Below are 26,055 nucleotides of genomic sequence, written 5' to 3'. Positions count from 1 at the left end.
CCCGAGGCCCCCTTGTGATCGTTGCCGTGTCGGTGTGGTGGTGGGCACGCTCACGCTCCTGTCCTGCCCGCGCGGCGTGCGGCGGAGTGCTTGGCGCCGCGCCGGGCGGCGGCGCGGCTGGCGGCGGCGGCGCCGGCGGCCGGGTCGTCGTCGTCGTCGGATCCGGGTGCGCGGTCGATGGCCTGGGCCAGCGCGCGGGCGGAGGGGTAGCGGAACATGTCGACCAGGGACAGGGCGCTGTCGCGCTGTTCGAGCAGACGGGCGCGGGCGACGACGACGAGCAGGGAGTTGCCGCCCAGGGCGAAGAAGTTGTCGTCCAGCCCGACGCGTTCGACGCCCAGGACGTCCCGCCACACTTCGGTGACCAGGCGCTCGGTGTCGCTGGTGGGCGCGGCGTAGGCGGTGGTGCCCTCGGAGCGGCTCTCGGTCAGGTCGGGCAGGGCGTTGCGGTCGACCTTCTTGTTCGGGGTCAGCGGGACGGCGTCGATGGCGTGGACGGCGCCGGGCAGCATGTAGCCGGGCAGCCGGGTGGCGAGGTGGGCGCGCAGCTCGGTGCCGGTGGCGGTGCGCCCGGGAGCGGGCACGTAGTAGGCGATCAGGCGTCCTTCGGCGCCGGTGCCGCGGATGACGGCGACGGCGGAGCGCACGGCGGGGTGCTGGGCCAGGGCGGCTTCGATCTCGCCGAGTTCGATGCGGTGGCCGTGGAACTTGACCTGGTCGTCGAGGCGGCCGAGGAACTCGAGGGTGCCCTGGGGGGTCCAGCGGGCCAGGTCGCCGGTGCGGTAGAGGCGGGCGCCGGGTGTGCCGGTGAAGGGGTCGGGCTGGAAGCGTTCGGCGGTGGTGCTGTTGCGGCCGAGGTAGCCGCGGACGATGCCGTCGCCGGCCAGGAGCAGTTCCCCGGGGACGCCGACGGGGCACAGGCGCAGGTCCTGGTCGGCGATGTAGGCGCGGACGCCGGCCAGGGGCCGTCCGATGGTGGCGGGGCCGTGGGAGGGGATGTGGGCGGTGGTGGCCCACACGGCGGCCTCGGTGGGCCCGTACATGTTGTGGACGGTGCCCGCGACGGTGTCGGCGAGGGCGTGGGCGAGGTCGGTGGGCAGTGCTTCGCCGCCGACCAGCAGACGGGTGAGCCGGGGCAGCTCGGCGCGGGCGTCCTGGTCGGCGAGCAGGGCGCGGGCCAGGGAGGGGGTGCACTGCAGGTGGGTGACCCGGTGGGCGCGCAGCTGCTCGGCGAGGGGTTCCTCGGTTTCGGCCAGGGCGGCGTTCCGGCGTTCCTCGCTGATGTCGCGGACGGTGACGAGGTGCGCCAGGGCGTCGAGGGCGGCTTTGTCCTCGACGCCGAAGTCGATGAGGCAGGCGACTTCGTCGGCCCCGGCGGCCTTCATGCGGTCGACCATGTCGGCGCAGACCTGGGGGGTGCCCAGGAGGCTGGCGGTGGCGAAGAACCGCTCGAAGGCCCGGTCGACGAGTGCGCGCAGTTCCCCGGGCGGCAGGGCCTTGAAGTCCTCGGCGCTGCCGGTGGTGGCACCCAGGGAGGCGATGAGGTCGAAGGAGGTCTCCAGGTAGCGGCTCATGGGCTCGCGCACCAGTTCACGGACCTCTTCGAGGTCGGTGCCGACGAAGGTGTGGACCATGACCGCCACGTGGCCGTCGCCGGGTCCGTGGCCGTGTTCGCGCCAGGTCTTGCGGTAGAGGGCGATCTTCTCGGCGAGTTCGTCGAGGCTGTGCCCCAGGAGGTGGGTCAGGACGCCGGTGCCGGCTTCGCCGGCCATGCGGAAGGTCTCGGGGTGCTTGGCACTGGTGAGCCACACCGGCAGCCGGCTCTGGACGGGCTTGGGGTAGATGCCGACGTCGACCTGGGCGCCCACGCCGTTGCGGCGGGTGGTCCCGTGTCCGCTCCACAGGCTGCGGACCTCGGCGAGGCCGTCCATCATCAGCTGCTTGCGGGCGGCGTAGTTGTCGGGGGCGAGGACGAAGTCGTTGGCGTGCCAGCCGGAGGCGAGGGAGATGCCGACGCGGCCGCCGGAGAGGTTGTCGACGGCCGACCACTCCTCGGCCACGCGCAGGGGGTCGTGCAGGGGCATGACGACGCTGCCCGCGCGGACGTGGACGCGCTCGGTGACGGCGGCGACGGCGGCGGCCATCAGGGAGGGGTTGGGGTAGAGGCCGCCGAACCGGTGGAAGTGGCGCTCGGGGGTCCACACGGCGGTGAAGTTGTTGCGGTCGGCGAACTTCGCGCCTTCCAGGAGCAGGCGGTAGCGGTCCTCGGGGCTGGCTTCGCTGTCGCTGCCGAAGTAGAGGAGGCTGAAGTCGATGGGACGGGAGCGGGCCTGGGCGTCGGGGCCCTGGCCGTCGGCGGGGGCGGCGCGCAGGGGCGGTTCGCGGCGCAGCACGATGCGGTGGCCGTGGGTGAGGGCCCACAGCAGTTCGACGACGGAGATGTCGAAGGAGACGCTGGTGAGGGCGAGCCAGGTGCTGGGTTCGTCCTCGCCGAAGGCCTCGCTCATGCCGGCGAAGAGGTTGGCGACGTTGCGGTGGGTGACCATGACCCCCTTGGGCCGGCCGGTGGAGCCGGAGGTGTAGATCACGTAGGCGAGGTTGTCGGGTGTCACCTCCGGGGCGGCGGTGGAGCCGCTTCCCCGGCCGCCGGTGTGCTCGCCGGTCCGGTCGTCGGTGTGCTCGTCGTCGGTGTGCTCGCCGGGGACCACGACGCGGGCGGCGCCCAGGCGTCCGGCGGAGGCGGCGTTGGCCGGGTCGGCGACCACCAGGCGCACGCCCGCGTCGGCGACCATGAACGCCAGGCGGCCGGCGGGGTAGTCGGGGTCCAGCGGGAGGTAGGCCGCACCGGCCTTGAGGATGCCCAGCAGGGCCACCATCAGCAGGGAGGTGCGGTGCAGGTGGACGCCCACCGGCTCGTCCGCCGCCACGCCCAGGCGGCGCAGCCGGGCGGCGAAGTGCTCGGCGCGGGCGTCGAGTTCGCGGTAGGTCAGGGTGGCGTCGGAGGCGATCAGCGCGGTGGCGTCGGGGGTGGCGGCCACGCGCTGGGCCAGGAGCCGGTGCACCAGGGCCTGGGAGGTGCTCGCCCGGGGGCCGGCGTGCCACCGGGCGAGGGTGTCCAGTTCGCCGGGCGGCAGGACGGCCAGTTCGTCCACCGCCCGGTCGGGGTCCTGTGCGGCGGCGGCCACGACCTGGGCGTAACGCTCGGCCAGGCGCTCGGCGGTGGCGGCTTCGAACAGGTCGGTGCTGTACTCGAGCCGGCCGGTGACGCCGTCGGGGGTGCGGGTGAGGCTCAGGGTGAGGTCGAAGCGGGCGGCGCCGGCGTCGCCCATGACCGGGCTCACCTGGCAGCCCTGCAGGCGCAGCCCGCTGCCCTCGTCCTCGTGGCGGTAGCTGAACAGGACCTGGAAGAGCGGGTTCTGGGCGAGGTCGCGGTCGGGGTGGAGCTCTTCGACGAGTTTCTCGAAGGGCAGGTCCTGGTGGGCGAGGGCGCCCTTGACCTCCTCCCACACGCGCTGGACGAGCCTGCGGAAGGTGGGACGGGCGGCGAGGTCGCAGCGCAGGACCAGGGTGTTGGTGAAGAAGCCGATCAGGGGGGCCAGTTCGGGGCGCTCGCGCCCCGAGACGGGGGTGCCGACGACGACTTCGTCCTGGCCCACGTGGGCGCGCAGCAGGACCGCGAACGCGGCGAGCAGGACGCTGTAGAGGGTCGCGCCTTCGCCGCGGCCCAGCTCCTCGAGGCGCTGGACGGCCTCGGGGGGCAGGGGGAAGGTGAGCGCGGCACCGCGGTAGCTCTGCACGGGCGGACGGGGGTGGTCGGTGGGCAGGTTCTGGGCGGGCATGCCCTCCAGGTGCCGCTTCCAGTGGTCCAGCAGGCGGCCGAGCTCGGGTCCCGCCAGGGTCTCCTGCTGCCAGTACGCGAAGTCGGCGTACTGCATGGGCAGTTCGTCGGGCCGCGGGCCTCCCGCGCCGAGGGCGGCGCGGTAGTGGGTCTCGATCTCCTTGCCGAGGGTGCCGATCGCGGGGGCGTCGCAGGCCAGGTGGTGGACGGTCAGCAGCAGGCGGTGGTGCTCGGGGCCCAGGCGCAGCAGGCGGGCGCGGATGACGCGCCCGGCGACCAGGTCGAAGGGGACGGCGGCTTCCTCGTCGGCCAGGGCCGCGGCCCGGGCCGCGACCTGCTCCGGGCTGCGGCCGGGACCGGTGAGGTCGGTGACGGGGACGGCCAGGGGGGCGGGCGGCAGGACCACCTGGTGGGGGGTGCCGCCGGCGGAGCGGAAGGCGGTGCGCAGGATCTCATGGCGGCGCGCGGTCTCGGTCAGCGCCTGCTGGAGGGCGTCGGTGTCCAGGGGGCCGGTGATGTCGTAGCCCAGGGGGACGTTGTAGACCGAACTGCCGGGCTGGAGCTGGTCGAGGAACCACAGGCGCTGCTGGGCGTAGGACAGGGGGGCGCGGTCGTCCTCACCGGTGCCGGTTTCCAGGGGGGTGCTCACTGCTGCCCCCCGTCTTCCTTCGGCGCGGCGGTGCGGCGGGCGCGCGGGAGGATGGGGCCGGAGCCACCGGCCGCGGCGGCGCCGACGGCTTCGGCGAGGTCGGCGACGCTGGGCCGCCGCAGGAACACCGAGATGGGGACCGCGGTGGCGAAGGCGTCGTTGACCTGGGCGATGAGGCGGGCGGCGAGCAGGGAGTGGCCGCCGGCGCGGAAGAAGTCGTCGGTGCGTCCCAGCGGCTGCCCGCGCAGCAGCGCGGAGGCGATCTGGGCGATGCGCTCCTCGGTGGGGCCCTGCGGTGCCTGCTGCTCCCGGGCGGGGGCCGGGGCGGTGGGCACGAGGGCGGCCAGGGCGTCGTGGTCGACCTTGCCGTGCCCGGTCAGCGGCAGCTTCTCCAGCAGCAGCACGCGCTCGGGGACCATGTAGACGGGCAGGCGGTCCTGGAGGAAGGTGGTGAGCTTGTCCTCGGAGGTGTTCTCGCCGCGGCCGTGGGTGCAGGCGTAGGCCACCAGGGTGGGATCGGCGCCGGGGGCCGGGGTGCGGGCCAGGACGGCGGCGTCCTTGACGTCGGGGTGCTCCCGCAAGGTGGCGGCCACTTCGCCGGGTTCGATGCGGAAGCCGCGGATCTTGACCTGCTCGTCCGCGCGGCCCAGGAACTCCAGCTGGCCGTCGGGCAGCCAGCGGACCAGGTCGCCGGTGCGGTAGAGGCGGGCGCCGGGCGTGCGGGAGAACGGGTCGGGGACGAAGCTCTGCTCGGTCAGGTCGGGACGGTTGACGTAGCCGCGGGCCACGCCGGCGCCGCCGATGTGCAGGGCGCCGCGCACGCCGGTGGGCACGGGCCGGCCGTGGGCGTCCAGGACGTGGGCGGTGGTGCCGGCGATGGGGCGGCCGATGGGCGGCCGCGGGGCGTGGGTGTGCGGGGGCACCAGGGCGGCGGTGGCGACGACGGTGGTCTCGGTGGGCCCGTAGTGGTTGTACAGGTCGAAGGGCAGACCCTGGGGGGGCGCGGCGGGCAGCACGTCGCCGCCGGTGAGCAGGCTGCGCAGGGCGGTGTCGGCGGGCCAGGTCTCGTTCAGGACGGCCGCGGCGACGGGGGTCGGCAGGAACGAGGTGGTGATCTCCTCCTGGGCGAGCCAGCGGACCAGGGACGCCGGGTCGGCGCGCAGGTCGTCGGGGACGACGTTCAAGGTGGCGCCGGCGGCCAGGGTGGGCCAGATCTCCCACGTGGAGGCGTCGAAGCCGGGGCTGGCGAACAGGGTGGTGCGGTGGGCGGGGTCGAGCGCGTACTGGGCGGTGTGCCAGGCGACGAGGTTGCTCAGGCCGCGGTGCTCGAGGGCGACGCCCTTGGGGCGGCCGGTGGAGCCGGAGGTGTAGATGAGGTAGGCCAGGCGGTCGGGAGCGAGCGCGTCGGCGCGCACCGCCCCGGCGGCCTCCGTGTCCGCCGTGCCGGTCCCGTCGGCGGGGGCGTCCGCGTCGAGGACCAGGACGCGCAGGTCCCGCTCGGTCCGCGGCAACTGCGGGCGGGTGCGGGCGGTGGCGAGGACCGTGCGCGCGCCGGCGTCCTGCAGGATGAAGGCCACCCGCTCGGCGGGGTAGCTCGGGTCCACGGGCAGGTAGCAGCCGCCGGCCATCAGGACCGCGAGCTCGCCGACCACCAGCTCCGCCGAGCGCTCGGCGTACACCGCCACCGGTTCCTCGGCGGCCAGGTCCGCGGCGCGCAGCTCGGCGGCCAGGGCGCCGGCGCGCTGCCACAGCTGCGCGTAGCTGAGCTGTCCGCCGCTCCAGCGCACCGCGTCGGCGTGCGGGCGCCGCTCGACCTGGCGGGCGATCAGTTCGGTCACCGGCACGGCGGTCTCGGCGGCCCGGGTGTCCGGGGCGTCCTGGGCGGGGCCGTGGGTCCAGTTCCGGAGCTGGTCCGACTCGGCGTCCGAGAGCAGGCGCAAGCTGCCCACCGTGCTGTCCGGACGCTCCATCGCGTCGGAGAGCAGGGTCAGGTAGTGCGCGATCATGCGATCCATCGTGGCCGCGTCGAACAGGTCCGAGGAGTGCTCCCAGATCATCGCCAGGTCGTCGTCCTCGGGACGCGGGGCCCGGCCCATGCGCTGCTCGGCGCGCGGGATCACGATCACGTTGAGGTCGGCCTTGGCGGAGTTGTTCGAGCGCTCGGTGACCTTGCCGGTCAGCCCGCCGAAGTCGATGTCGGGCACCGCGGAGTCGTGGAAGCTGAACATGACCTGGAACAGCGGGGTGCGCGAGGGGTCACGGGCCGGGTCGATCGCGTCGATGACCGCGTCCACCGGGGTGTCCGACCAGGCCAGCGTCTCGGCCACGCTCTGGCGCACCTGCGCGAGCAGGTCGTTGAAGGGCTGGTCGCCCGAGACCTCCGTCCGCAGGACCAGCGTGTTGACGAGCATGCCCAGCAGCGGTTCCAGCTCCGGGAGGTTGCGGTTGGCGGCGCCGGTGCCCACCAGCATGTCCTGCTGCCCGGTGTAGCGGTACAGCAGCGCGGCGAAGCCCGCGTACATGGTGGTGAACAGCGAGATGCGGTTCTCGCGGCTGAAGGCGCGCAGGCGGCGGGCCAGGGGGGCGGGGACGAGGATGCGGGGCGCGCGGCCGCGGAAGGTCATCACCGGGGGGCGCGGCCGGTCGGCGGGCAGCTCCAGGGTGTCGGGGGCGCCGGCCAGGCGGGCGGTCCAGTGGTCGACGTGCGCGCGCAGCACCTCGCCGCTCATCCAGTCGCGCTGCCAGATGGCGTAGTCGGCGTACTGGACGGGCAGTTCGGGCAGCGGGGAGGGCTGGTGGGCGGCGAAGGCCGGGTAGAGGGCGCGCAGTTCGGACAGGAACATCGACAGCGACCAGCCGTCGTGGACGAAGTGGTGCTCCACGTGCAGGAAGGTGTTGTCGCCGTTGCCGTGGCGCAGCAGCGCCCAGCGGGCCAGCGGGGGTTCGGTCAGGTCGAAGGGCTCGCGCAGCTGTGCGGCCACGACCTCGTCGGCCTGCTCCGCGGGGACGTCCAGGACCAGCAGCGAGGCCTTGGCCTCGGCCAGGGGGCGCTGGTAGCCCACGCCGTCGACGGAGACGAACGCGGTGCGCAGGACCTCGTGGCGGCGGACGATCTCGTCGAGGGCGGCGTGCAGGGCCTCGACGTCGACCTCGCCCCGCAGGGACACGGTCGCCTGGAAGTTGTAGGCGAGGTTGCCCGGGGAGAGCTGTTCGAAGAACCAGACCCGTTCCTGGGGCAGGGACAGCGGGACGGGGCGGTTGCGCGCGGCGCGGCGCAGCGGCGGCGGGGTGGGGGCCAGGGCCCCGGCCGCACCCGGGCCCGCGCCGGTGCCGTCGGCGCGGCGGCGGTCGACGATCTCCCCGAGCGTGGCGATGGTCGGCGCGCCGAACAGCTCCGGCACGGTCACCACCACGTGCAGCTCCGCGGTGATCCTGGCCGCCAGGCCCGCCACCAGCAGCGAGTTGCCGCCCAGGGCGAAGAAGTCGTCGTGCACTCCGACCTCGGCGCCGCCCAGCAGCCCGGAGACGATGCGCGCCAGGGCCGCCTCGGTCGCCGTGCCCGGCGCCGCCGCGTCGGCGGCCAGCCCCGACGCCGAGCGGTCCGGCGCGGGCAGCGCGGCCCGGTCGACCTTCCCGTTGGGCGTCAGCGGCAGTGCGGACAGCGCGACCACGGCCCCCGGCACCATGTAGGCCGGCAGCCGGGAGGCCACGAACTCGACCAGCTCGGCGGTGGGAACGGCGCTGACCACGTATCCCACCAGGCGCGCGTTCGGCTGCCCCGAGTGCTCGACCGCCACGAAGGCGTCCCGGACGCCGGGGTGCTGCTTGAGGACGGTCGCCACCTCGCCGGGCTCGATGCGAAACCCGCGGATCTTGGCCTGGTCGTCGTAGCGGCCGATGTACTCGAACACGCCGTCCGCGCGGCGGCGGACCTTGTCACCGGTGCGGTACATGCGCTCGCCGGGCACGGCGATGTCCGGAACGAACGCCGCGGCGGTGGCCGCCGGCTCGTGCAGGTAGCCGCGGGCCACGCACGCGCCCGCCAGGCACAACTCGCCGGCCTCGCCGTCGGGGACGGGGTCCAGGCCGTCCAGGACGTAGCAGCGCACCCCGTCCACCGGCACGCCGATCGGCGGGGGCACCGGCCCGCCGGGCAGCACCTCGCCCGCCGTCACCTTCACCGTCGCCTCGGTGGGCCCGTACAGGTTCACCACCGCGAACGGCAGGCCCTCGGGCACGCCGCGCTGCATCGCCGACCCGCCGGTGTGCAGGGTCCGCAACACGGTGTGGGCGGGCCAGGACTCCTCCAGGACGGCCTCGGCCAGCGGCGTGGGCAGGAACGTGACGGTGATGCGCTCCTCGGCCAACCACGCGGTCAGCTCCGGCGGGGAGGTCCGCACCCGCGCGGGCGGCACGACCAGCGTCGCGCCCGCGGTCAGGGTGAACCAGATGTCCTGGACCGACACGTCGAAACCGGGGCTGGCCAGCAGCGTGATGCGGTCGTCGGCGCGGGTGCCGTACGTCGCGTGGTGCCAGTGCATCAAGTTCGCCAGGCTCGCGTGGCTGACGGCCACGCCCTTGGGCCGGCCGGTGGAACCGGAGGTGTAGATCACGTAGGCCAGCGAGGCGCCCTCGACCGCGGGCGGCGACGCGGGCGTGGAGCTGTCGGGAACCTCGCGTTCCAGGTCCACCAGGATGACGTCCTCGCCGAGCGGCGCCTCGGTGGCGGCCAGGGCGGCGGTGGTCAGCACCGCCACCGCGCCGGAGGCGTCCAGGAGTTGACGCACCCGCGCCGCCGGATGGGCCGGGTCCAGCGGCAGGTACGCCCCGCCCGCGAGCAGGACCGCCACTTCCGCGACCACCAGGTGCGCCGACCGGTCGGCGTACACGGCCACGACGCTGTCGGGGCCCACGCCCCGTTCGGTGAGGTCGGCCGCCAAGGCGTAGGCGTGCGCGGCCAGCGCCCGGTAGGTCAGTTCCAGCTCACCGTCCTGTACGGCGATGGTGTCGGGTGCTTCGATCACTCGGGCGTGGAATTCTTTGAGGACCATGTCGCGCGTCATCCTTCACTGCCGGGATAAGTGGGTGGCTGGAACGGGGATTACTCCGAGATCCGACGCAGGCTCAGGGGGCGCATGTCCGTCCACACGGTGCCGATGTGGGTCAGACAGTCGGTCTTCGTGCCGGTGACACCGGCGGGCTGCCAACCGGCGGGCAGCTCCCGGTCGGCGGGCCAGATCGAGTACTGCTCCTCGTCGTTGAACACGACGGTGTACGACTGGGGAGAATCGTCCATGGGGTTCCTCCGGGTATGCGAACGACGCGACGACACCCACCACCCGCACGCCCGCACGTCCGCCGAACCGCGTGCCGAACCGGCACGGCGGGTACGAAGGACGGGCACGGCCGGCATCGGGCAGGCCGAAGAGCACGTGCGAGCAGCCGCCCGCCCGGACACCGTCCCGACCCCCGAACGGTTCCGGCAACCGGCACGTACCGGCCACACGCGGACCCCCGGGAACCACGACCGCCGGCGAACCGCCGTCCCCACGCGTTCCACTCCGTCAGCATGGATCGCCGCCCCACCCGCCGATAGAGTAAAGCGATTACTCCCCCCGCCCGTTAAAACGAGAATTGAACCGGAACACCACAAAAAACCGCCCCCGAAAACAGACCAGTCATCACCCCGCATCACAACCGTCACACCCATCACACTCACCACACCCGCCCCGGGCGCCACAGGGAAGACAGCCGGTGCCGGGCCGGTGCGAAAAGGGTTGACTGCGTGTACGGAGTGATGCGCGCTGCGGACGTCGCCTTCAAAACACCTCCACTTCGGAGGAGGAAGTCCGCCCGCGATTGTTAGCGCTAACACGACGGTGGCCCCCAACCCCGTCCCCGGCCCGCCTTCGCGCGCACCAGGCGGCTCCCACCCGCGCACGGCACCGAGGTTCCGCCGGCCGGCGCCCTGAGCTCCTGTCCACCCACAGTGAAGGAAGAGCCCGTGAAACGCAGTCCCCTGTTCACAACCCAGGCCCAGTCGTGGGACTGCCACGGCGGTACCAACCAGCAGTGGAACGTCGACTCCGACGGCACCGTCACCGGAGTCCAGTCCCCGGAAGGGCCGGGGCTCAGAGCGGGGTGTCCCAGTCGAGCAGGCGCAGCAGCGCCTCGTCCGCCCCGCCGTCCGCGGCGCGCCGGGTGTCCGCGCCGCGCCGGGTGTCCTCGGACGGGCGGGCGGCGGTGAGACGGGCGCTGGCCGCGGTGTTCTGCTCGGCCCGGGGGCGGCGGTGGTGTTCGTAGCGGGCGAGCGCGGCTTCGAGGGAGGGGGTGTCCCGGAGGGCCTTGGCGAGGACGAGGGCGTCCTCCAGCGCCATCGAGGCGCCCTGCCCGGTGGCCGGGGAGGCGGCGTGCGCGGCGTCGCCGATCAGTACCGCGCGGCGGCCGCGCCAGCGGCCCCCGGGCGGCAGGTGGAGGGCGTCGGTGACCATGAGGTCGTCGCCGGTGCCCGCCACGATGTCGGCGCAGGGGGTGCGGTCGGGGCGCAGCAGCGCTTCCAGCCGGGCGCGCCACTGGGCGGGGGCGGTGCGGGCGCGTTCCTCCGCGTCGAGGGGCGGGCCCGGGACGCGGGCGAACCAGTGGGTCCGGCCGGCGGGCGGGACCAGGTAACCGAAGGCGGCCGCGCTGCCGCGGACCATGGTGATCAGGCCGGGCTCGGCGGCGGGTCGCGGTGCGGTGTCGCTGTAGCCGTAGAAGACGCGTTGCCCGGCGTAGGCGGGGCCGGGGCCGTGCGGGTCGAGCCAGGCCCGTACCGCGGAGCGCAGGCCGTCGGCGCCGACCAGCAGGTCTCCGGTGGCGTGGGTGCCGTCGGCGAAGCGGGCGGTGACGTCGCCGTCGGTCTCCGTGACCCCGGTGAGCCGGGCGGCGTGCCGCAGACCGATCCCGCGTCGGCGGGCCTCGGCCCGGAGCACGGCGGCGAGTTCGGCCCGGCGCAGACAGCGGTAACGGGCGAGCGGCCGGTCGTGCTCGCCGAGCGGCATCGACGCCAGTTCGGTCCCGGCCGCGTCGAGGGCGTTCATCCGGGTGACGTCGAAGCCGACACCGGCCACAGCCCGGGCGGCGTCGAACCCGGCCAGGGCGCGCATGCCGTTGCTGGCCAGGGTCATGAACGCGCCGATGTCCTCGTCGGTTCCGGGGTGCGCCTCGTGGACGGTCGGCTCGTGGCCGGCCTTGTGCAGGGCCAGCGCGGCCGCCGTTCCGGCGATCCCGCCGCCCACCACCACGATCCGAGCCATGAGCCGCTCCCCTGTCGTGCCCGTGCCGTCACCGACGGTTCCATCCTCGCAGAGCGGGCGGCCCGGACCCGCCGGACGGCGAACGATCTCCCGGACGGGAACCACCCGACCCCGTTGACCGGCAGGCGACTTGACGCCCGTCAGGAAAGCCGCGAACGCCCGGACACCCCGGTCGCCGGCCGGCGCTCCGGCCCGTCCGCACGGGCTCCGCCCTACTGGAGGGTGCAGAAGAGGATGCTCGGATAGGTGGCGGAGAACGCCCACAGGAAGGTGTTCAGCCGCATGAACACCAGGGCGCCGAGGTGCAGCGAGAACGCGAGGGCCAGCAGCAGGTAGGTCACCCGGGGCACGCCCACGAGGACGAGGGGGAAGGCGCATTCGAGCGCGATCACCCACCACCCGGCGAGCCGCGCCGACCGGGCGTGCGACGCGACGACGGGGCCCAGCCCGCGGTACCCGTAGGAGGCCGTTCCGAGGATGCCGCCGAGGGCCCGGCCGCTGCGCCACACCGGCGAGACCAGTTTGGCGAAGCCCGCGGTGAAGTACGCGCAGCACGCCTGCGCCGCCACGAACCAGAGGAAGACGTGCCGCGCCCCCTCGGTGCCGACCGCCGTGGCGAAGAAGGCGACGACGAAGATGATCGTCGAGAGCTGGTCCGCCCCGTCGGTCCCGTACGGGGAGCGCAGACCGAGGAGGACGGAGGTCGCGGCGATCACGCCCAGGCAGAGGACGGCCGGGGCCAGGTCGCCGATCACGGTCGCCACCGCCGCGACGAACCTCAGCAGCACCAGCACGAGGACGTTCGGGTACCGGAACAGCAGATCGACGGCCCGGTCCACCGGCCGGGGAAGCCGCCAGGGCCGGCTGGAGCGGCCCACCGGCCAACTGGCGAGCGAGCGGTCGGCCAGCAGGGCGGGGCGCGTCAGGTACTCCCAGGCGGAGACGGCGACGCCGACACCGGCGATCGAAACGGTGAGGCGCACGGCCAGGTCGGCATCCACGAGGTCCGCTCCAAGTCCTTTCCGGCCGTGCCCCGTTGCGAACGGGGCACGGCTACCGGTGCCGCCGGTGCTGCCGGCCGCTCAGTCGATCGCGTGCAGGGCCGAGACGAAGGCCACCGACGGGGGGTCCTGGAACGCCGAACTCCGCTGCACCACGAGGGCGAACTGGGTGGCACGCCGCTCCTGCGGGCAGAGCTGCGCCGAGACGTACGTGAGCAGCGCCAGGTAGGGCACGGACAGCTGGATCTCCTCCGGCCGGCGTCCCTCGGCGGCCAGTTGCATGAGGTTCTTGGTCGCGTCGAGCACGGCCTTGGCGTGCCGGCGGTGCGGGTTCCACACCGCGCACAGCGGCTGTCCGCTGGGAGCGCCGGCCGCCACTTCGCGCCACCGCGAAAGACCGCCGTCCACCGTGCGGTACCGGTGGACCACGACGATGTCCTGCATGCCGGGCGTCGGAGCGAAGAAGGACCACTGCGGGACCAGGGCGAAGACGTCGCGCCCGCGGATCCTGCCCGCCGCCCGCGACGGGACCTGGCACACCACCGTCAGCACGATCCACAGGCAGCACACCGCCGCGAAGGCGAATTCGGCGAGCTCGCGCACCCCGGCACCTCAGCGGTGGTCGTGGCCGAGCAGCTCGCGCCGCAGGTCGAGCAGTTTGCGCGCGGACGCGGCCGGCCCCAGCCGGGCGATCTGCTCGGGCGAGAGGGAGACCGCGTCCTGGACGGGAGCCTCCATCGCCAGGTAGTTCGCGTACGTGATCTGGCAGATCACCTCCGCGACGTGCGTCCAGTTGTCGCAGCAGTCGGCCCGGAGGGTGAGGTTCATCTCCAACTGGTCCTCGGGAACCTGCTCGACGGCGGCCCGCTCCGCCTCGGTGAGGGAAGGCATGTGGCGGACCGCGACGGCGGCCAGCCCGGCGTCGGTGCCCGGGACCAGGTGCTCCACCAGCGTCAGCTCGTCGGGTGCCAGGCGGCCCCCGTTGTAGGGGTTCTCGATCGCCACCAGACCGGGCCCGGGCGGCGGGAAGACGTGCGTGGCGAGCGTGCGGGCGCCGTAGCGGATCGTGGCGAAGCTCTCCGCCTCGCACAGCAGGCGGTAGGCGCGGTACTCGCTCACCCTCGTACGGGCCCGGAACAGCTCCTGGATCTCCTGCGCGAGCCGGACGTCCTCACCGCTGCCGCTCAGGACGGTCTCCCGGATGCGGTCGAGCATCGGCTCGCCGGCGTGGTCCAGGAACACCACGACCGACCCCGGCGGGGTCAGGACGCGCAGACCTCGGTCGCTGGGCGCGTAGTCGATGATCTCGATGCGGCTCGTTCGGAGCTCCCGCGTCTCCAGCTCGTCGGCGGCGAGCTGCAGGAGAGTTGACTTGTCCATACGGCGAATTCCGTTCTCAGGGGTTCCCGGAGGTCCATCGCCGGCTCCCCACCGTCGACTCCCGTTCCATCGTCGGCCCCCGTCGGCGGGACACCGCCGCGCCGCGCGGCCCTGGTGACGGAGGGTCACCCCGCCGGCCGAGCGGTCACGCCTCCGCCGAGCGCCCCCGCGTCCCGCGCCTCCGCGCCGTCACGTCCGGGGCCGTCCGGACCAGGGCCCGCACCGGCAGCGCCTCCACCAGGCACACCACGGCCGCCGCGCGGGGCTCAGCCGGTCTTCACCCATTCCTGGCAGCCCTGGGTCTTGAACACCTTGTCGGTCTTCTTGATGGTGACCACGCCCTGGCCGGTCAGGGTCTCGTTGGTGATGATCGACTCGAAGTCCCCGCTGCTGTCCTTGGCCCGCTCCCAGTAGCACATCCCGAGGGAACCGGGCCCGGCCGTCTTGTACGTGCCGGGTTCGACGTCGTCGCCGACCAGGAAGGTCCCGCTGCCGGGAACGGTGCCACCGGGTTCCGCAGCCGGAGCCGCCGGCGGCTCGGCCGTGACCGTCGCGGTCTCGGTGACCACGGCGGTCACGGTGGCGGTCACGGTGGCCGGGGCCTGGACGGGGCTCGCGGTCACGGTCGCGGTCACGGTGGGCCCGGCACTCGCGCCGGTCCGGTCGGTGTCGTCCCTTCCCCTGCCGACCGCGGCGCCGAAGCCCACCAGGAGCAGACCGCCCAGGACGCCGAGCGCGATCTTCACGGCCTTCGGGACACCCCGCTCGCCGGAGCCGGACCGCTGCGGGTCGGACTGCTGGGTGTCGGGCGCCGCGGTCGGGCGGGGCGGGGCCCACGCGGGGTCGGGCGCAGTGGATTGCCGGTCCTGGGTGCTCATGGGTGTCCTCTGTGGAGTGATCGTGTGCAGGTGGCAGGTCTACAGAGGTACTTGACGGTAAGTCGGTCATGTCGGGAATCGTTACCGATCCGTCGGCTGCCGTCCGAGACCTTCGCTGTCCAGGGGGCGCCGCTGTCTCGCCCGCCGCGAGCCGTCCTGTCGCGCACGCGGCAGCGGGGCGAAGTCGTCTGCGGCTACGGGCACTTCTCCTCGAACTTGACGACGCCCAGTGCCACCGGCCGGCCGTCCAACGCGGTGCCCGGTGCCGGATCCTGGGTGCACACCTGCCAGTTCGACTCGACGATCACCGCACGGCCCCGCAGCAGGTCCTTCGTGGAGAGGCTCGTCGACCGGCTCAGGGCGTCCCGGACCGAGGCGGCGGCCCTGCCCTTGAAGTCGGGCATCGTCGGACCGGCCTTCGGGGTCGCGGAGCCCTGATCGGCGGCGGGGCAGGCCTCGTCGAGCTTGACCGCACCCATGTCGATCTTCGTGCCGGTCTCCTGCGGGCCGGCGGCCGGGTTCTGGGCGCAGACCTTCCAGTTCCGGTCGTCGATCTGCGTGCGGGACCGGCCGAGTGCGTCGTGGCTGGTCAGTAGGTAGAAGCCGGCGGCCTGCGCCCTGTCCTGCGCGGACTGCAGGCCCATGCCGACGAAGTCCGGCAGGTCTGCGGTGCCCGCCTTCACCGGTGCGGGCGTCGGCGCTGCTTCTGCCGGAGGCAGGGCCGCGGGCGGCGTTGCCGGGGACGACGCCGCGGGCGGTTCTGCCGCGGATGCGGTCGGTGCCGGCCCGGGGGCCCCGGCCGGGCCGGCACCGGGACGCTGGTCGGTTCCACCGGTGAGGACGGCGGCGACGATCAGCACCGCGACGCCGGCAGCTGCTGCGGACAGCTTCGGATGCTGCTTCACCCGGTCGACGAACGACCGCTTCGACGGCTTCGGGCCGCCCCACTCGGGCGGTTGGGGGGTGGTGAAGTGCTGCCGACTCATGTGCTGCTCCTTGCGGGTGTGGTGGCCCGGACACACTTGCAGGGGGCGTGGAGGAACGATGGGGGAGTTGCGAAGCCGTTATTCACGTTTCGAAATCGGGGGCGAGGGTGTCTGGACGTCGGCCGAGCGTCCGTACCGCGTTCGGCCTTGCCTGATGATGCGTCAATCTTGTTGGCGGGCCCGGAAGATGTCCTTGGGGTGGTGACGTGCGGGCCTTCGGGCGTGGTCCCCTTCCGCAGATTCCCGGTGCAGGGGGGTTGACCCCCGGCCGAGTCGTACCCAAAGGTGGCTCCGAAATATAAAGATCTTGTTTCGAAATTTTCGAAACCCTTTGCCGCCGGGAGAGCTGCCATGGATCGACCAGCACCGCAGTCCACCACCGGACGCCGGGCCGCCCTCGGGCTGGGCCTGGGGCTGGGCCTCGCCGCCACCCCGCTCGGCCAGGTCCTCGGCCTGAGCGCCGACGCCTGGGCCGCCGCGGGCGGCGACAGCGGGCCGGGAGACGGGAACGGCAACGGCAACGGAGGCGGCGGCGCCCGGCCGACCGATCCGGGCAACTGGATCGCCTTCACCCCGAGCGCCGGCTCCCTCCCGCTGGTCGAGGACGGCCGGGCCGCCCCGATCGTGGTCAGCGGGGCGGACCACCCGGGCGTGGTCCGGGTCGCCGGCGACCTGGCGGCCGACCTGGAGCGCGTCACCGGCGTCCGGCCCGGGGTCGTGCGCGACAGCGTCCCGCGCGGCCGCACGGCGGTGATCGTCGGCACCGTCGGCCGCAGCCCGCTGGTCGACCAGCTGGTGGCCGCCGGACGGCTCGACGTGAGCGGCATCGCGGGCCGCTGGGAGACCTCCCTGCAGGCCGTCGTGGAGCACCCGCTGCCCGGCGTCGACCGCGCCCTGGTGATCGCCGGCAGCGACCAGCGCGGCACGATCTACGGCGTGTACGACGCCTCCCGGGGCATGGGCGTCTCGCCCTGGTACTGGTGGGACGACGTCCCCCCGCAGCGCCGCGACGCGGTGTACGCGCGGCCCGGCCGGCACACCCAGGGCACCCCCGCCGTGAAGTACCGCGGCGTCTTCATCAACGACGAGAACCCGGCGCTCGGCACCTGGGCGCCCGCGTTCTTCGGCCCCGGCAAGGCGCCCGGCTTCCCCGGCGGCTTCAACGCCGACTTCTACGCCAAGGTCTTCGAGGCGCTGCTGCGGCTGCGCGCCAACTACCTGTGGCCCGCCGTCTGGGGCCGCGCCTTCGCCGAGGACGACCCGCTCAACCACGCCACCGCCACCGCGTACGGCATCGTCATGGGCACCTCGCACGAGGCCCCGATGATGCGCGGCATCGAGGAGTGGAACCGGCACGCCACCCCCGCCGTCCGCGACTCGGCGGGCAACGTCACCACCCCCGGCCACGATCCGTACGGCGGCACCGGCGAGTGGTCGTTCCGCCGCAACGCCGAGGCGGTGAAGGCGTACTGGACCGACGGCGTGCGGCGGATGGTCGAGCAGGGGATCGAGGGCGTGGTCACCCTGGGCATGCGCGGCAACGGCGACGTCAGCCTGCCCGACGGCGACGGCATCGAGCTGATGACGGAGATCATCGCCGCCCAGCGGGAGATCCTCGCCGAGGTCACCGGCCGCGACCCGGCCGCGATCCCGCAGGTCTGGACGCTCTACAAGGAGGTCCAGCGGTACTGGGACCGCGGCCTGCGGGTGCCGGACGACGTCACCGTCGTGCTCACCGACGACAACTGGGGCAACGTCCGCAAGCTCCCCGACCCCGCCGAGGGCGCCCGGGCCGGCGGCTACGGCCTCTACTACCACTTCGACTACGTCGGCGTCGGCCGCAACTACAAGTGGGTCGACACCACGTGCCTGCCCAACATGTGGGAGCAGCTCGACCAGTCCTACGCGCACGGCAACCGCACGCTCTGGGTCGCCAACGTCGGCGACCTCAAGGGCAACGAACTGCCCACCCAGTTCTTCCTCGACTACGCCTGGCGGCCCGAACGCTGGCCGCTGGAGCGGCTGACCGAGTGGGAGACCGGCTACGCCCGGCAGCACTTCGGCGAGGCCCAGGCCCGGAAGATCGCCGAAGTGCTCTCCGCGTACGGGCAGTTGCAGTCGATCCGCAAGCCCGAACTGCTCAACCGGCGGATCACCGTCGATCCGGCGAAGGACCCGGCCACCGACCCGTCCGCCATCGTCTACGACGACCGGGCCACCCCCTTCTCGCTCACCGACTACCGCGAACTGGAGACCGTCACCGCCCGCTGGCAGGCGCTCGCCGAGGACGCCGAACGGATCGGGCGCCGCCTGCCCGCCGCCGTCCAGGACGCCTGGTACGAACTCGTCGGCTACGAGGTCGCCGCCACCGCCAACCTGTACGCGCTGCGCGCCGCGCAGTTCACCAACCTGCACTACGCGCCGCAGGGCAGGGCCCTGACCAACGACCTCGCCGCCACCGCCGAGGCCAGGCTCGCCGACGACTTCGAGCTCGCCGAACGCTTCAACACCCGGGTCGCGGGCGGCAAGTGGCAGGGGTTCCAGACCCAGCCGCACATCGACTACGGCGACGTCGACCGGTACGGCCCCAACGCGCCCTGGCAGCAGCCGGAACGCGACAACGTCGCCCTCCCCGACGTGCTGTTCCCCGCCGTCGCCCGGATCGAGCTGCCCGACACCGCCGAGATGGGCGTCGCGGTCGACGGCTCCGCCGCCTGGTGGCCCCACGAGCGGACCCCCGCCGTCCTGCCCGAGTTCAGCCCCTACCAGAGCCAACCCGCCCAGTACGTCGAGGTGTTCAACCGCGGCAGGCGCCCCTTCGACTACCGCGTCGACACCGGCGCGCCCTGGCTCACCGCCGACCGGCCCGCCGGACGGGTCGACAAGCAGCAGCGGGTCGTCCTCACCGTCGACTGGGCGCGGGCCCCGTACGGCACCACCGAGGTGCCCGTCACCGTCAGCGGGCCGGGCGGCGCGAGCGTCGTCGTCAGGGCGGTGGTGAACCGTCCGGAACTTTCGAGGAACAGGCCGGCCGGGCACGTCGAGGCCAACGGCTACGTCGCCATCGACGCCGAGCACCACACCCGGGCCGTCGCGGCGGACGGCGTCTCCTGGCGGCTGATCCCCGGCATCGGCCGCACCACCGCCGGACTGACCCCCGTCCCCGTCACCGCGTCCCCGCGGACTCCCGGCGGGACCGGCCCGCGACTGGAGTACCAGGTGACCCTGTTCACCACCGGACGCGTCACCGTCTGGGCGTACCTCTCCCCGCGCAACGACACTCTCGCCACCGGCGGACCGGCCTACGCCGTCTCCTTCGACGGCCAGCCGCCGCAGACCGTCCGGACCGAGGCGCAGAGCGGCGCCGACTCCGGCACCATGAACGTCCAGTGGGCCCTGGGCACTTCGGACAACGTCCGCCGCAGCGCCACCGTGCACACCGTCACCGAACCCGGCGTGCACCGCCTCACCTTCTGGATGGTCGACCCGACCGTGGTGCTCCAGCGCCTGGTGATCGACACCGGCGGCCTGCGCCCCAGCCTGCTGGGTCCGCCCGAGAGCCACCGCGCCGACTGAGCCCCGGGCCCCGGCCCGGCGGTGAACGCCCGCGGCCCCGCTCCGGTCGGTACCGGAGCGGGGCCGCGGGACGGTGGCAGCGGGTCGGACGACGGGTTCAGGCGGCGGCGGGGAGGTCGAGGCCGCGGGTGGTGACCAGGCGGGCGGTGCCGTCGACGAGCCGGTAGGAGAGGCCGACGACGGCGGTGGTGCCCGCGGCGACCGCGGCGGCGAGGGTGTGCGAGCGGTCGAGCAGCAGGGCGGCGGTGTGCCGTATGTGCTCGTCGATGAAGTCGGCGTTGTCGGTGTAACCGGCCGCGTTGGCGGCCAGCACGCTGGGGGTGACCCGCTCGATGACGTCACGGACGAAACCGTCGCCGCTGGAACCGGCCGCCACCGCCTCGCGGGTGGCGCCGACGGCGCCGCAGGAGTCGTGGCCCAGGACGACCACCAGCGGGGCGCCGAGCACGCTCACGCCGTACTCGATGCTGCCGAGCACCTCGGGGCCGAGCACGTGGCCGGCGGTGCGGACCACGAACAGGTCGCCGAGGCCCCGGTCGAAGATGATCTCGGCGGCCAGGCGGGAGTCGGAGCAGCCGAACAGCACTGCGAACGGGGCCTGGGAGGGGGCGGTCTGGGCGCGGCGGGCGGCGTCCTGGTTCGGGTGTTGCGGAGTACCGGCGACGAACCTGTCGTTGCCCGCCAGCAGCATCTCGAAGGCGGCCTGGGGAGTGAGGTGCGCGACGTCAGTCATGTCCCGCAGACTACGTCCCCGGCGGGCCGCAGGTCGCGCCCGGGTCACCTTCCGGACTACCCGGCCCGGGGAGCAACCCATGATCAAATGGTGGATAGCGGCCGAAACCGTCCGGATACCGGTACCGCGAGGGCGATAATCGCATCCGTCCCGGACGGCCGGTGCCGGCCGGTGCCGGTCGGCGCCGGTCGGCGTCGACGCGGACGCCGACATGGTCGCCGAGGCGGGGCCGGTGCCGGGACCCGGCCCCGCCCGCCCGCTCACTCCCGGTAGAGCGCCCCGGTGGCGGCCGTGATCGCGGCCGAGGCCACCAGCGCCCAGCCGGCCATCCCGTGCAGGACGAGCACGGAGCCCGGGACGACCCCCGCCAGCATGGTGAGCGCCGCCAGGACGCGGCGCCGTCGGCGGGGCGAGCCGGGTTCGGCGGCGAGGCCGGTGAGCGTCATGGTCAGCACCGTGGTGGTCAGGTCGGGGACGCCCAGCGCGCGGACCGTCGCGTTGCGCAGGCCCATGGCCAGGGCGAGCAGCGCGATCACCGGGTACTGGACGGCTCCGCCGGTGCCGGCCGCGAATACCACCACCGCCGCCGCGAGGTGCAGCGCCGTCTCGGCGGCCAGCGCCGGCCGCAGCCGCCCGGCGGTCGACCGTCCGGCGAGGTTCGCGCCGAGCAGGAACGCCGCCAGCGAGGTGACCGACCCCAGGACGGAGAAGCCGGGCGCGCCGGCCAGGGCGAAGCCGATGACGACGACGTTGCCCGTCATGTTGGCGGCGAAGACGTGCCCGAGCCCGAGGTAGCTGACGGCGTCGATCAGCCCGCTGACCACCGTCAGCCCGAACAGCGCCAGCGCCAGCGGATCACCGTCCCCGGTGCCCGCCCCGACGGCCTTCGGTGTGCTCACGTCGCTCCTCCCGCACGGCTGCCGACGACTGGTCAGCAGTGTGCCGGACCCGCCGGGGGGACGGCGGGTCCGGCACTTCCGGGCGTGGCCGCCGGCAGCCGCCTGCGGCCGTCAGCAGCGGTGCGGGACGGGTGCCGCCGGGAGGCCGATGGCGTGGCGGACCTGGGCGAGCGCGGCGTCCCAGTCGCCGGTGAAGCGGACGGCGCGGTCGTCGATGTACACGGCGGCGCCGAGCTTCTTGTTGGTGACCAGCAGGCAGTCGCCCTGCCAGTAGGCGCGTTCCGGATCCTCGTCGACGAGCGCCTCCAGGCCGGAGTGCTCGCGCAGCCAGCCCGCCACGGCGGGGTGGAAGCGGCGCGGGCGGGCGGTCATGACGAACACCGAGCGGACCTGCTTCAGCGCGCGCAGCGACTCGATCGCCCCCGGGATCGGCTTGCCGTAGATCCGGCCGTCCTGCCAGCCGTCGTCGTGGGCGACCAGCGTCTGGTCGAAGTCGATGCCGACGGCGTGCGAGGCGGGCGAGGCGGGGTCGAGCGGAACGACGGTCATGGGACCGGGTCTCCTTCGGGTGCGGTCGGGCCGGTTCTCCGGCGGGTTCGCACGGGAGGAGTCGGCCGGGCCGGCACGCTTACCCGGTTGCGCCACGTTCGGTGATCGATTAACTCCATGGGGTGATGACCGGTGGCCGGGGCGGGAGCGGGGCCGGGGCCGGGCGGCGGACGTCACTCCGGGGTGAGCGCGATCAGCGCGATGTCGTCGGCCAGGTGGTGGCTCCAGTCCCGCACGTCCCGCTCCAGGAACGCCAGCACCTCCGCCGGGCCGGCGGCGCCGTCCGGGTCGTCGGCACCGTCCGGGCCGAACGCCGCGGACAGCCGCTCGGACGCCGGATAGAACTCCCGGGAGGCGTTGCGCGCCTCGGTCAGCCCGTCCGTGTACAGCAGCAGCACCTCCCCGGCGGGCAGCGGCAGCCGCCGGGGCGCCGGCACGTCCTCGCCCAGCGCGCCGAAACCCAGCGGCAGCAGCGCCGGCGCCGACACCTCCCGCACCCCCGACCGGTCCAGCGCCAGCGGCGCCAGGTGCCCGCAGTTCACCACCTCCACGTACCCGTCCGACGCCCGGTGCTGCAGCAGCAGCGCCGTCGCGAACAGCTCCTGGTCGCCGCGCGCCGCCGCGCTGCGCGCCGTGTGGCGGTCCAGCCGGGCCGCCAGCTCGCCCAGGTCCGCCGTCTCGTGCGCCTGCGAGCGGAAGCACCCCAGCAGGTCCGTCACCGTCTGCACCGCCTGCAGGCCCTTGCCCCGGACGTCCCCGATCAGCACCCGCGTCCCGTGCGGCGTCCGCACCGCCTCCAGGAAGTCCCCGCCGATGCCCGTTCCCGCCCGGGCCGGCTGGTAGTGGGACGCCAGCCGCAGGCCGCCCAGGCGCTCCGGGATCGGGTGCAGCACCGCCTCCTGCAGCGCCGCCGCACTGGCCCGGCTCGCCGCCAGCCGCTCGCTCTGCTGCCGCCGCCCCCACACCGCCAGCCCCGTCAGCACCCCCACCGCCAGCGCCGCCGCCTGCGCCAGCGGCCGCTGCGCCAGCTCCGGACCCGCCAGCGCCCGCACCAGCAGCCACTCGCCGGCCGCCGCCCCCACCACCCCCAGCACCACCGCCGGCAGCCCCGCGATCAGCGCGCCCACCGCCGCCACTGCCGCCGCCACCCACAGCAGGTTCTCCGCCTGTCGCCCCGTCGCCCCCGCGCTCACCGCCGAGGTGTACGGCAGCGCCTGCGCCGCCGCCGTCCCCAGCAGCACCGACACCGGGTGGAACGCCGCCGCCGTCCCCAGCCGGCCGCGCGGCAGCGCCGACAGGAACCACGCCATCTGCGGCACCTGCGCCATCATCACGCCCACCCCCGTCAGCAGCGCCGCCAGCAGGCCCAGCGGCAGGCCCGTCGCCGCGCCCGCCGGCAGCACGTGGCACAGCGCCAGCCCGATCACCGCCAGCGGCAGGCCCAGCGAGCAGCCCGTCACCGGCGAGATCCGCCGCTCCCGCACCAGCAGGCAGCCCGCCACCCCGCCCGCCCCGTACGCCGAGACCATCAGCGCCGTCGGCGTCACCCCGATGCCGGAGGCCGTCGCCAGCACCGGCAGCGCCAGCAGCAGCGCGATCTGGGTGAACCCCACCGCCACGCCCGTCGCCAGCGCCATCGAGGTGATCCGCGGCGGCACCGTGAACCAGTGCCGCCGCCGGCGCCGGCCCGCCACTGCCGCCGCGACCGGCAGCAGCGCCAGCAGCGCCAGCGTCCGCGGATCGGTCCAGCCCCACACCGGGCCGACCTGCAGCGTCGCCACCGACACGGCCAGCAGCGCCGCCAGCGCGCCCAGGAACAGCCGGTCCAGCGGCACCGGCGGATCGCCCGCCTCCGGCAGCCGCCGCAGCGCCAGCACCAGCAGGCCCACCGCGACCAGCGCCCCCAGGCCCGCGCTCACCCGCAGGCCCGGCATCGACGGGGCGCGCGGGATCAGGTTCGCCGCCGCGAAGAACGCCGCCGACATCACCGCCAGCCAGCCGCCCAGCACCTGCGGCATCCGGCCCGGCGGGTTCAGCGCCGCCACCGAGGCCAGGCACCCCGCGAAGGACGCCGACACCCCGACGATCACCACCGTCCGGCCCAGCAGGTACGACCAGTCCGAGAACGCCGCCGTCTCCACCAGCAGCCCCGCCGCCAGCACGCCCAGCGACCACGCCAGCGCCCGGCGCCGCCCCCAGGCGTCCCCCGCCCGGCCCGCCGCGAACAGCGACAGCACCATCAGCGCGCCGCCGCCCACCTTCATCGCCACCACCTGCTGCGAGCCCAGCCCGAAGCGGGCCCGCACCGCCGGCAGCGCCGCGCCCTGCAGCACCGGCGACACCACGTAGAAGACCGCGGCCGCCGCCAGCAGCACCCCCACCGACCGCCCCACCCCCACCCGACCCAGTACGGACGGGGTGCCCACGGGCACCGGCGCGGGGGAGGGGGAGGCCGTGGGGGTCGCGGCCATCGGGAACCTCGATCTTCTCGGCGGGAGGAAGGACCATCCCACTGTGCCAGGTCGGATCGGCGAAAACGGATAAAAGGGACAGGAGCTTCGGTTCGGGCGCCCGGCTGAACAGCGCCGACCGGCGACCTACCCCGCCGGACCGAACCAGCGCGCCAGCGCCTCCGACAGCCCCTCCCGGACCTCCGGCTCCTCGCCGACCCAGGCCACGTGCCCGTCCGGGCGCAGCAGCACCGCCGGGGCCTCCAGCTCCGGGCAGCCGTCCACCAGCACGTCCACCCGGTTCTCCCAGCCGGCCGCGGACAGCAGCCCCGTCCGGTCCAGCAGCAGCCCCCGACCCGCGTGCATCCGCTCGTACAGCCGCCCCGCCGCCGGGCCGTCGACCAGCCGCACGCTCCGCAGCCGGCGGCCCAGCAGGGCCGGGCCGGGGCCGAAGTCGTACCGGACGTCCACCCCGGAGATCACGCCCGTGATGTACCGGTTGACGTCCGGGAAGTCCATCAGCCGGGCGAACACCCCGCGCAGCGCCACCGCGCCCGGCGAGGTGCCCAGCAGCGCCATCTGCGCCCGGGTGTGCGCGATCACCGCCGCGCCCACCGGGTGGCGCTCCGCGTGGTACGTGTCCAGCAGGCCCGGCGGAGCCCAGCCGGCGACCTCGGCGGCCAGCTTCCAGCCCAGGTTGAACGCGTCCTGCACGCCCAGGTTCAGCCCCTGGCCGCCCGTCGGCGGATGGACGTGCGCCGCGTCCCCCGCCAGCAGGACCCGGCCCGTCCGGTACCGCTCCGCCTGCCGCGTCGCGTCCCCGAACCGGGACAGCCAGCGCGGCGAGTGCACCCCGAAGTCCGTGCCCGCCACCGCGCGCAGCCGCTCCCGGAACTCCTCCAGCGTCGGGGCCGCCCGGTCCTCCGAGACCCCCTCCGCCGGAACGATCGCCCGGTACACCCCGCCGCCCTCGTGGTGCAGCCCGAACCGCAGCTCGGTGCGCCGGACCTCGGTCACCACCTCGGCGATCCGCTCCGGGGACTCCGTCGCCTCCATCTGCCCCAGCAGCGTCTGCACCGTCGCCGGCTCGCCCGGGAACGCCACGCCCGCCAACCGGCGCACCGTACTGCGCCCGCCGTCGCACCCCACCAGCCAGCGCGCCCGCAACCGCGAGCCGTCCGCCAGCTCGGCCTCCACCCCCTCCTCGTCCTGGACCAGCCCCACCACCTCGCGGCCGCGCCGCAGCTCCGCGCCCAACTCCTCGGCCCGCTCCCACAGCAGCCGCTCCGTCACCGGCTGCGGCGTCGCCAGCCCGTACGGGTGCGCCGTGTCCATCCCCTCCGGCCACTGCCGCGCCTCGCCCGCGAACAGCCCGCCGACCCTGAACTCCTCGCTCACCGCCCGGAACCGCTCCAGCAGCCCGCGCTGATCCATCACCTCCACGCTGCGCGCGTGCAGCCCCTGCCCCCGGGACTCCCCGGTCGGCGCCGTCAGACGCTCGAGGACCACCACCTCCACCCCGTGCAGCCGCAACTCGCACGCCAGCATCAGCCCGGTCGGCCCGCCGCCGACCACCAGCACGTCGATCATCAACCCTCCGAAATCGCCCGACAAGTGATTTTCCGTCAGCTTGCGGACTTCTCTCCGCTTTCCCCCTACCAGCCGGACATTCTGGGCCACCCACCTGGCCTTGCGGCAAGGCCCCCGGTGCGCGGTACCTTGGAAGTGGCGGGGGAGCGGGGGGGCAGGGGGCGGGGGGCGGGGTTCACAGGGCCGGGGCGAGGCGGGTGGCCGCTTCCATCAGGAGGGCGTGCACGAAGG

15 protein-coding genes are annotated in these 26,055 nt (G+C 74.3%); 1 reads left to right on the top strand and 14 read right to left on the bottom strand.

Annotated features, from left to right (window positions below; translation table 11 throughout):
* Positions 1 to 50: 50 nt before the first annotated feature.
* From OO48_RS40750 to OO48_RS36485, 9 genes are all read right to left on the bottom strand, one after another.
* Complete coding sequence (locus OO48_RS40750; protein ID WP_051732397.1) at positions 51 to 4,487, bottom strand: MupA/Atu3671 family FMN-dependent luciferase-like monooxygenase; 4,437 nt, start codon at positions 4,485 to 4,487, stop codon at positions 51 to 53.
* Positions 4,484 to 9,538, bottom strand: coding sequence for a non-ribosomal peptide synthetase (locus OO48_RS21210; RefSeq protein WP_167346466.1), 5,055 nt, complete (start codon positions 9,536 to 9,538; stop codon positions 4,484 to 4,486). The genes OO48_RS40750 and OO48_RS21210 overlap by 4 nt, the downstream gene beginning before the upstream one ends.
* Before the next feature lie 50 nt (positions 9,539 to 9,588).
* Complete coding sequence (locus OO48_RS21205) at positions 9,589 to 9,783, bottom strand: MbtH family protein (RefSeq protein WP_033218659.1); 195 nt, start codon at positions 9,781 to 9,783, stop codon at positions 9,589 to 9,591.
* 835 nt (positions 9,784 to 10,618) lie between these two features.
* Entirely contained in the window at positions 10,619 to 11,782 is a 1,164-nt protein-coding gene (locus OO48_RS21200; protein ID WP_033218658.1) for an FAD-dependent monooxygenase, read from the bottom strand.
* A 212-nt stretch (positions 11,783 to 11,994) separates the two neighbouring features.
* Entirely contained in the window at positions 11,995 to 12,783 is a 789-nt protein-coding gene (locus tag OO48_RS35300; RefSeq protein ID WP_051732393.1) for a hypothetical protein, read from the bottom strand.
* Between the two features lie 81 nt (positions 12,784 to 12,864).
* A complete protein-coding gene (locus tag OO48_RS35295) occupies positions 12,865 to 13,386 on the bottom strand; it encodes a hypothetical protein (RefSeq protein WP_051732391.1) in 522 nt (173 codons plus the stop codon).
* A 9-nt stretch (positions 13,387 to 13,395) separates the two neighbouring features.
* Complete coding sequence (locus OO48_RS21185) at positions 13,396 to 14,163, bottom strand: hypothetical protein (protein ID WP_033218653.1); 768 nt, start codon at positions 14,161 to 14,163, stop codon at positions 13,396 to 13,398.
* Between the two features lie 266 nt (positions 14,164 to 14,429).
* Positions 14,430 to 15,041 (bottom strand): Rv1352/Rv1906c domain-containing protein, encoded by a 612-nt coding sequence (locus tag OO48_RS35290; RefSeq protein WP_051732390.1) that lies wholly within the window; start codon positions 15,039 to 15,041, stop codon positions 14,430 to 14,432.
* A 194-nt stretch (positions 15,042 to 15,235) separates the two neighbouring features.
* On the bottom strand, positions 15,236 to 16,027 hold the full coding sequence (locus tag OO48_RS36485) for a PASTA domain-containing protein (RefSeq protein ID WP_081952270.1): 792 nt from the start codon (positions 16,025 to 16,027) through the stop codon (positions 15,236 to 15,238).
* A gap of 351 nt (positions 16,028 to 16,378) precedes the next feature.
* On the opposite strand from OO48_RS36485, the gene OO48_RS21170 reads away from it, so the two are divergent.
* On the top strand, positions 16,379 to 19,603 hold the full coding sequence (locus OO48_RS21170) for a glycosyl hydrolase 115 family protein (protein ID WP_033218651.1): 3,225 nt from the start codon (positions 16,379 to 16,381) through the stop codon (positions 19,601 to 19,603).
* 97 nt (positions 19,604 to 19,700) lie between these two features.
* On the opposite strand, the gene OO48_RS21165 is transcribed toward OO48_RS21170, so the two are convergent.
* The 5 genes from OO48_RS21165 to OO48_RS21145 all read right to left on the bottom strand — a co-directional run bounded on the left by OO48_RS21165 (position 19,701) and on the right by OO48_RS21145 (position 25,824).
* Positions 19,701 to 20,336 (bottom strand): carbonic anhydrase, encoded by a 636-nt coding sequence (locus OO48_RS21165; RefSeq protein WP_033218649.1) that lies wholly within the window; start codon positions 20,334 to 20,336, stop codon positions 19,701 to 19,703.
* Between the two features lie 260 nt (positions 20,337 to 20,596).
* Positions 20,597 to 21,235 carry a YoaK family protein gene (locus OO48_RS21160; protein ID WP_033218647.1) on the bottom strand — a complete coding sequence of 213 codons (639 nt, stop codon included), beginning with the start codon at positions 21,233 to 21,235 and terminating at the stop codon, positions 20,597 to 20,599.
* Positions 21,236 to 21,346: 111 nt separating this feature from the next.
* Positions 21,347 to 21,784, bottom strand: a complete 438-nt coding sequence (locus OO48_RS21155) for an HAD family hydrolase (protein WP_033218645.1) — start codon at positions 21,782 to 21,784, stop codon at positions 21,347 to 21,349.
* Positions 21,785 to 21,957: 173 nt separating this feature from the next.
* On the bottom strand, positions 21,958 to 24,255 hold the full coding sequence (locus OO48_RS35285; RefSeq protein WP_051732389.1) for an MFS transporter: 2,298 nt from the start codon (positions 24,253 to 24,255) through the stop codon (positions 21,958 to 21,960).
* A gap of 126 nt (positions 24,256 to 24,381) precedes the next feature.
* Complete coding sequence (locus OO48_RS21145; protein ID WP_033218642.1) at positions 24,382 to 25,824, bottom strand: FAD-dependent monooxygenase; 1,443 nt, start codon at positions 25,822 to 25,824, stop codon at positions 24,382 to 24,384.
* Between the last annotated feature and the right edge of the window lie 231 nt (positions 25,825 to 26,055).

The organism is Kitasatospora phosalacinea (assembly GCF_000716545.1).
Classification (GTDB): domain Bacteria; phylum Actinomycetota; class Actinomycetes; order Streptomycetales; family Streptomycetaceae; genus Kitasatospora; species Kitasatospora phosalacinea.
The sequence above is the reverse complement of the archived record's forward strand: the minus strand, read 5'-3'. Positions and strand labels throughout refer to the sequence as shown.

Bases quoted from the DNA above. Each gene is read 5' to 3' on its own strand.
- OO48_RS21205 (WP_033218659.1), bottom strand. From the start codon at position 9,783: ATGGACGATTCTCCCCAGTCGTACACCGTCGTGTTCAACGACGAGGAG.
- OO48_RS21210 (WP_167346466.1), bottom strand. From the start codon at position 9,538: ATGGTCCTCAAAGAATTCCACGCCCGAGTGATCGAAGCACCCGACACC.
- OO48_RS21200 (WP_033218658.1), bottom strand. From the start codon at position 11,782: ATGGCTCGGATCGTGGTGGTGGGCGGCGGGATCGCCGGAACGGCGGCC.
- OO48_RS21145 (WP_033218642.1), bottom strand. From the start codon at position 25,824: ATGATCGACGTGCTGGTGGTCGGCGGCGGGCCGACCGGGCTGATGCTG.
- OO48_RS35290 (WP_051732390.1), bottom strand. From the start codon at position 15,041: ATGAGCACCCAGGACCGGCAATCCACTGCGCCCGACCCCGCGTGGGCC.
- OO48_RS21185 (WP_033218653.1), bottom strand. From the start codon at position 14,163: ATGGACAAGTCAACTCTCCTGCAGCTCGCCGCCGACGAGCTGGAGACG.
- OO48_RS36485 (WP_081952270.1), bottom strand. From the start codon at position 16,027: ATGAGTCGGCAGCACTTCACCACCCCCCAACCGCCCGAGTGGGGCGGC.
- OO48_RS21165 (WP_033218649.1), bottom strand. From the start codon at position 20,336: ATGACTGACGTCGCGCACCTCACTCCCCAGGCCGCCTTCGAGATGCTG.
- OO48_RS35285 (WP_051732389.1), bottom strand. From the start codon at position 24,255: ATGGCCGCGACCCCCACGGCCTCCCCCTCCCCCGCGCCGGTGCCCGTG.
- OO48_RS21155 (WP_033218645.1), bottom strand. From the start codon at position 21,784: ATGACCGTCGTTCCGCTCGACCCCGCCTCGCCCGCCTCGCACGCCGTC.
- OO48_RS21170 (WP_033218651.1), top strand. From the start codon at position 16,379: ATGGATCGACCAGCACCGCAGTCCACCACCGGACGCCGGGCCGCCCTC.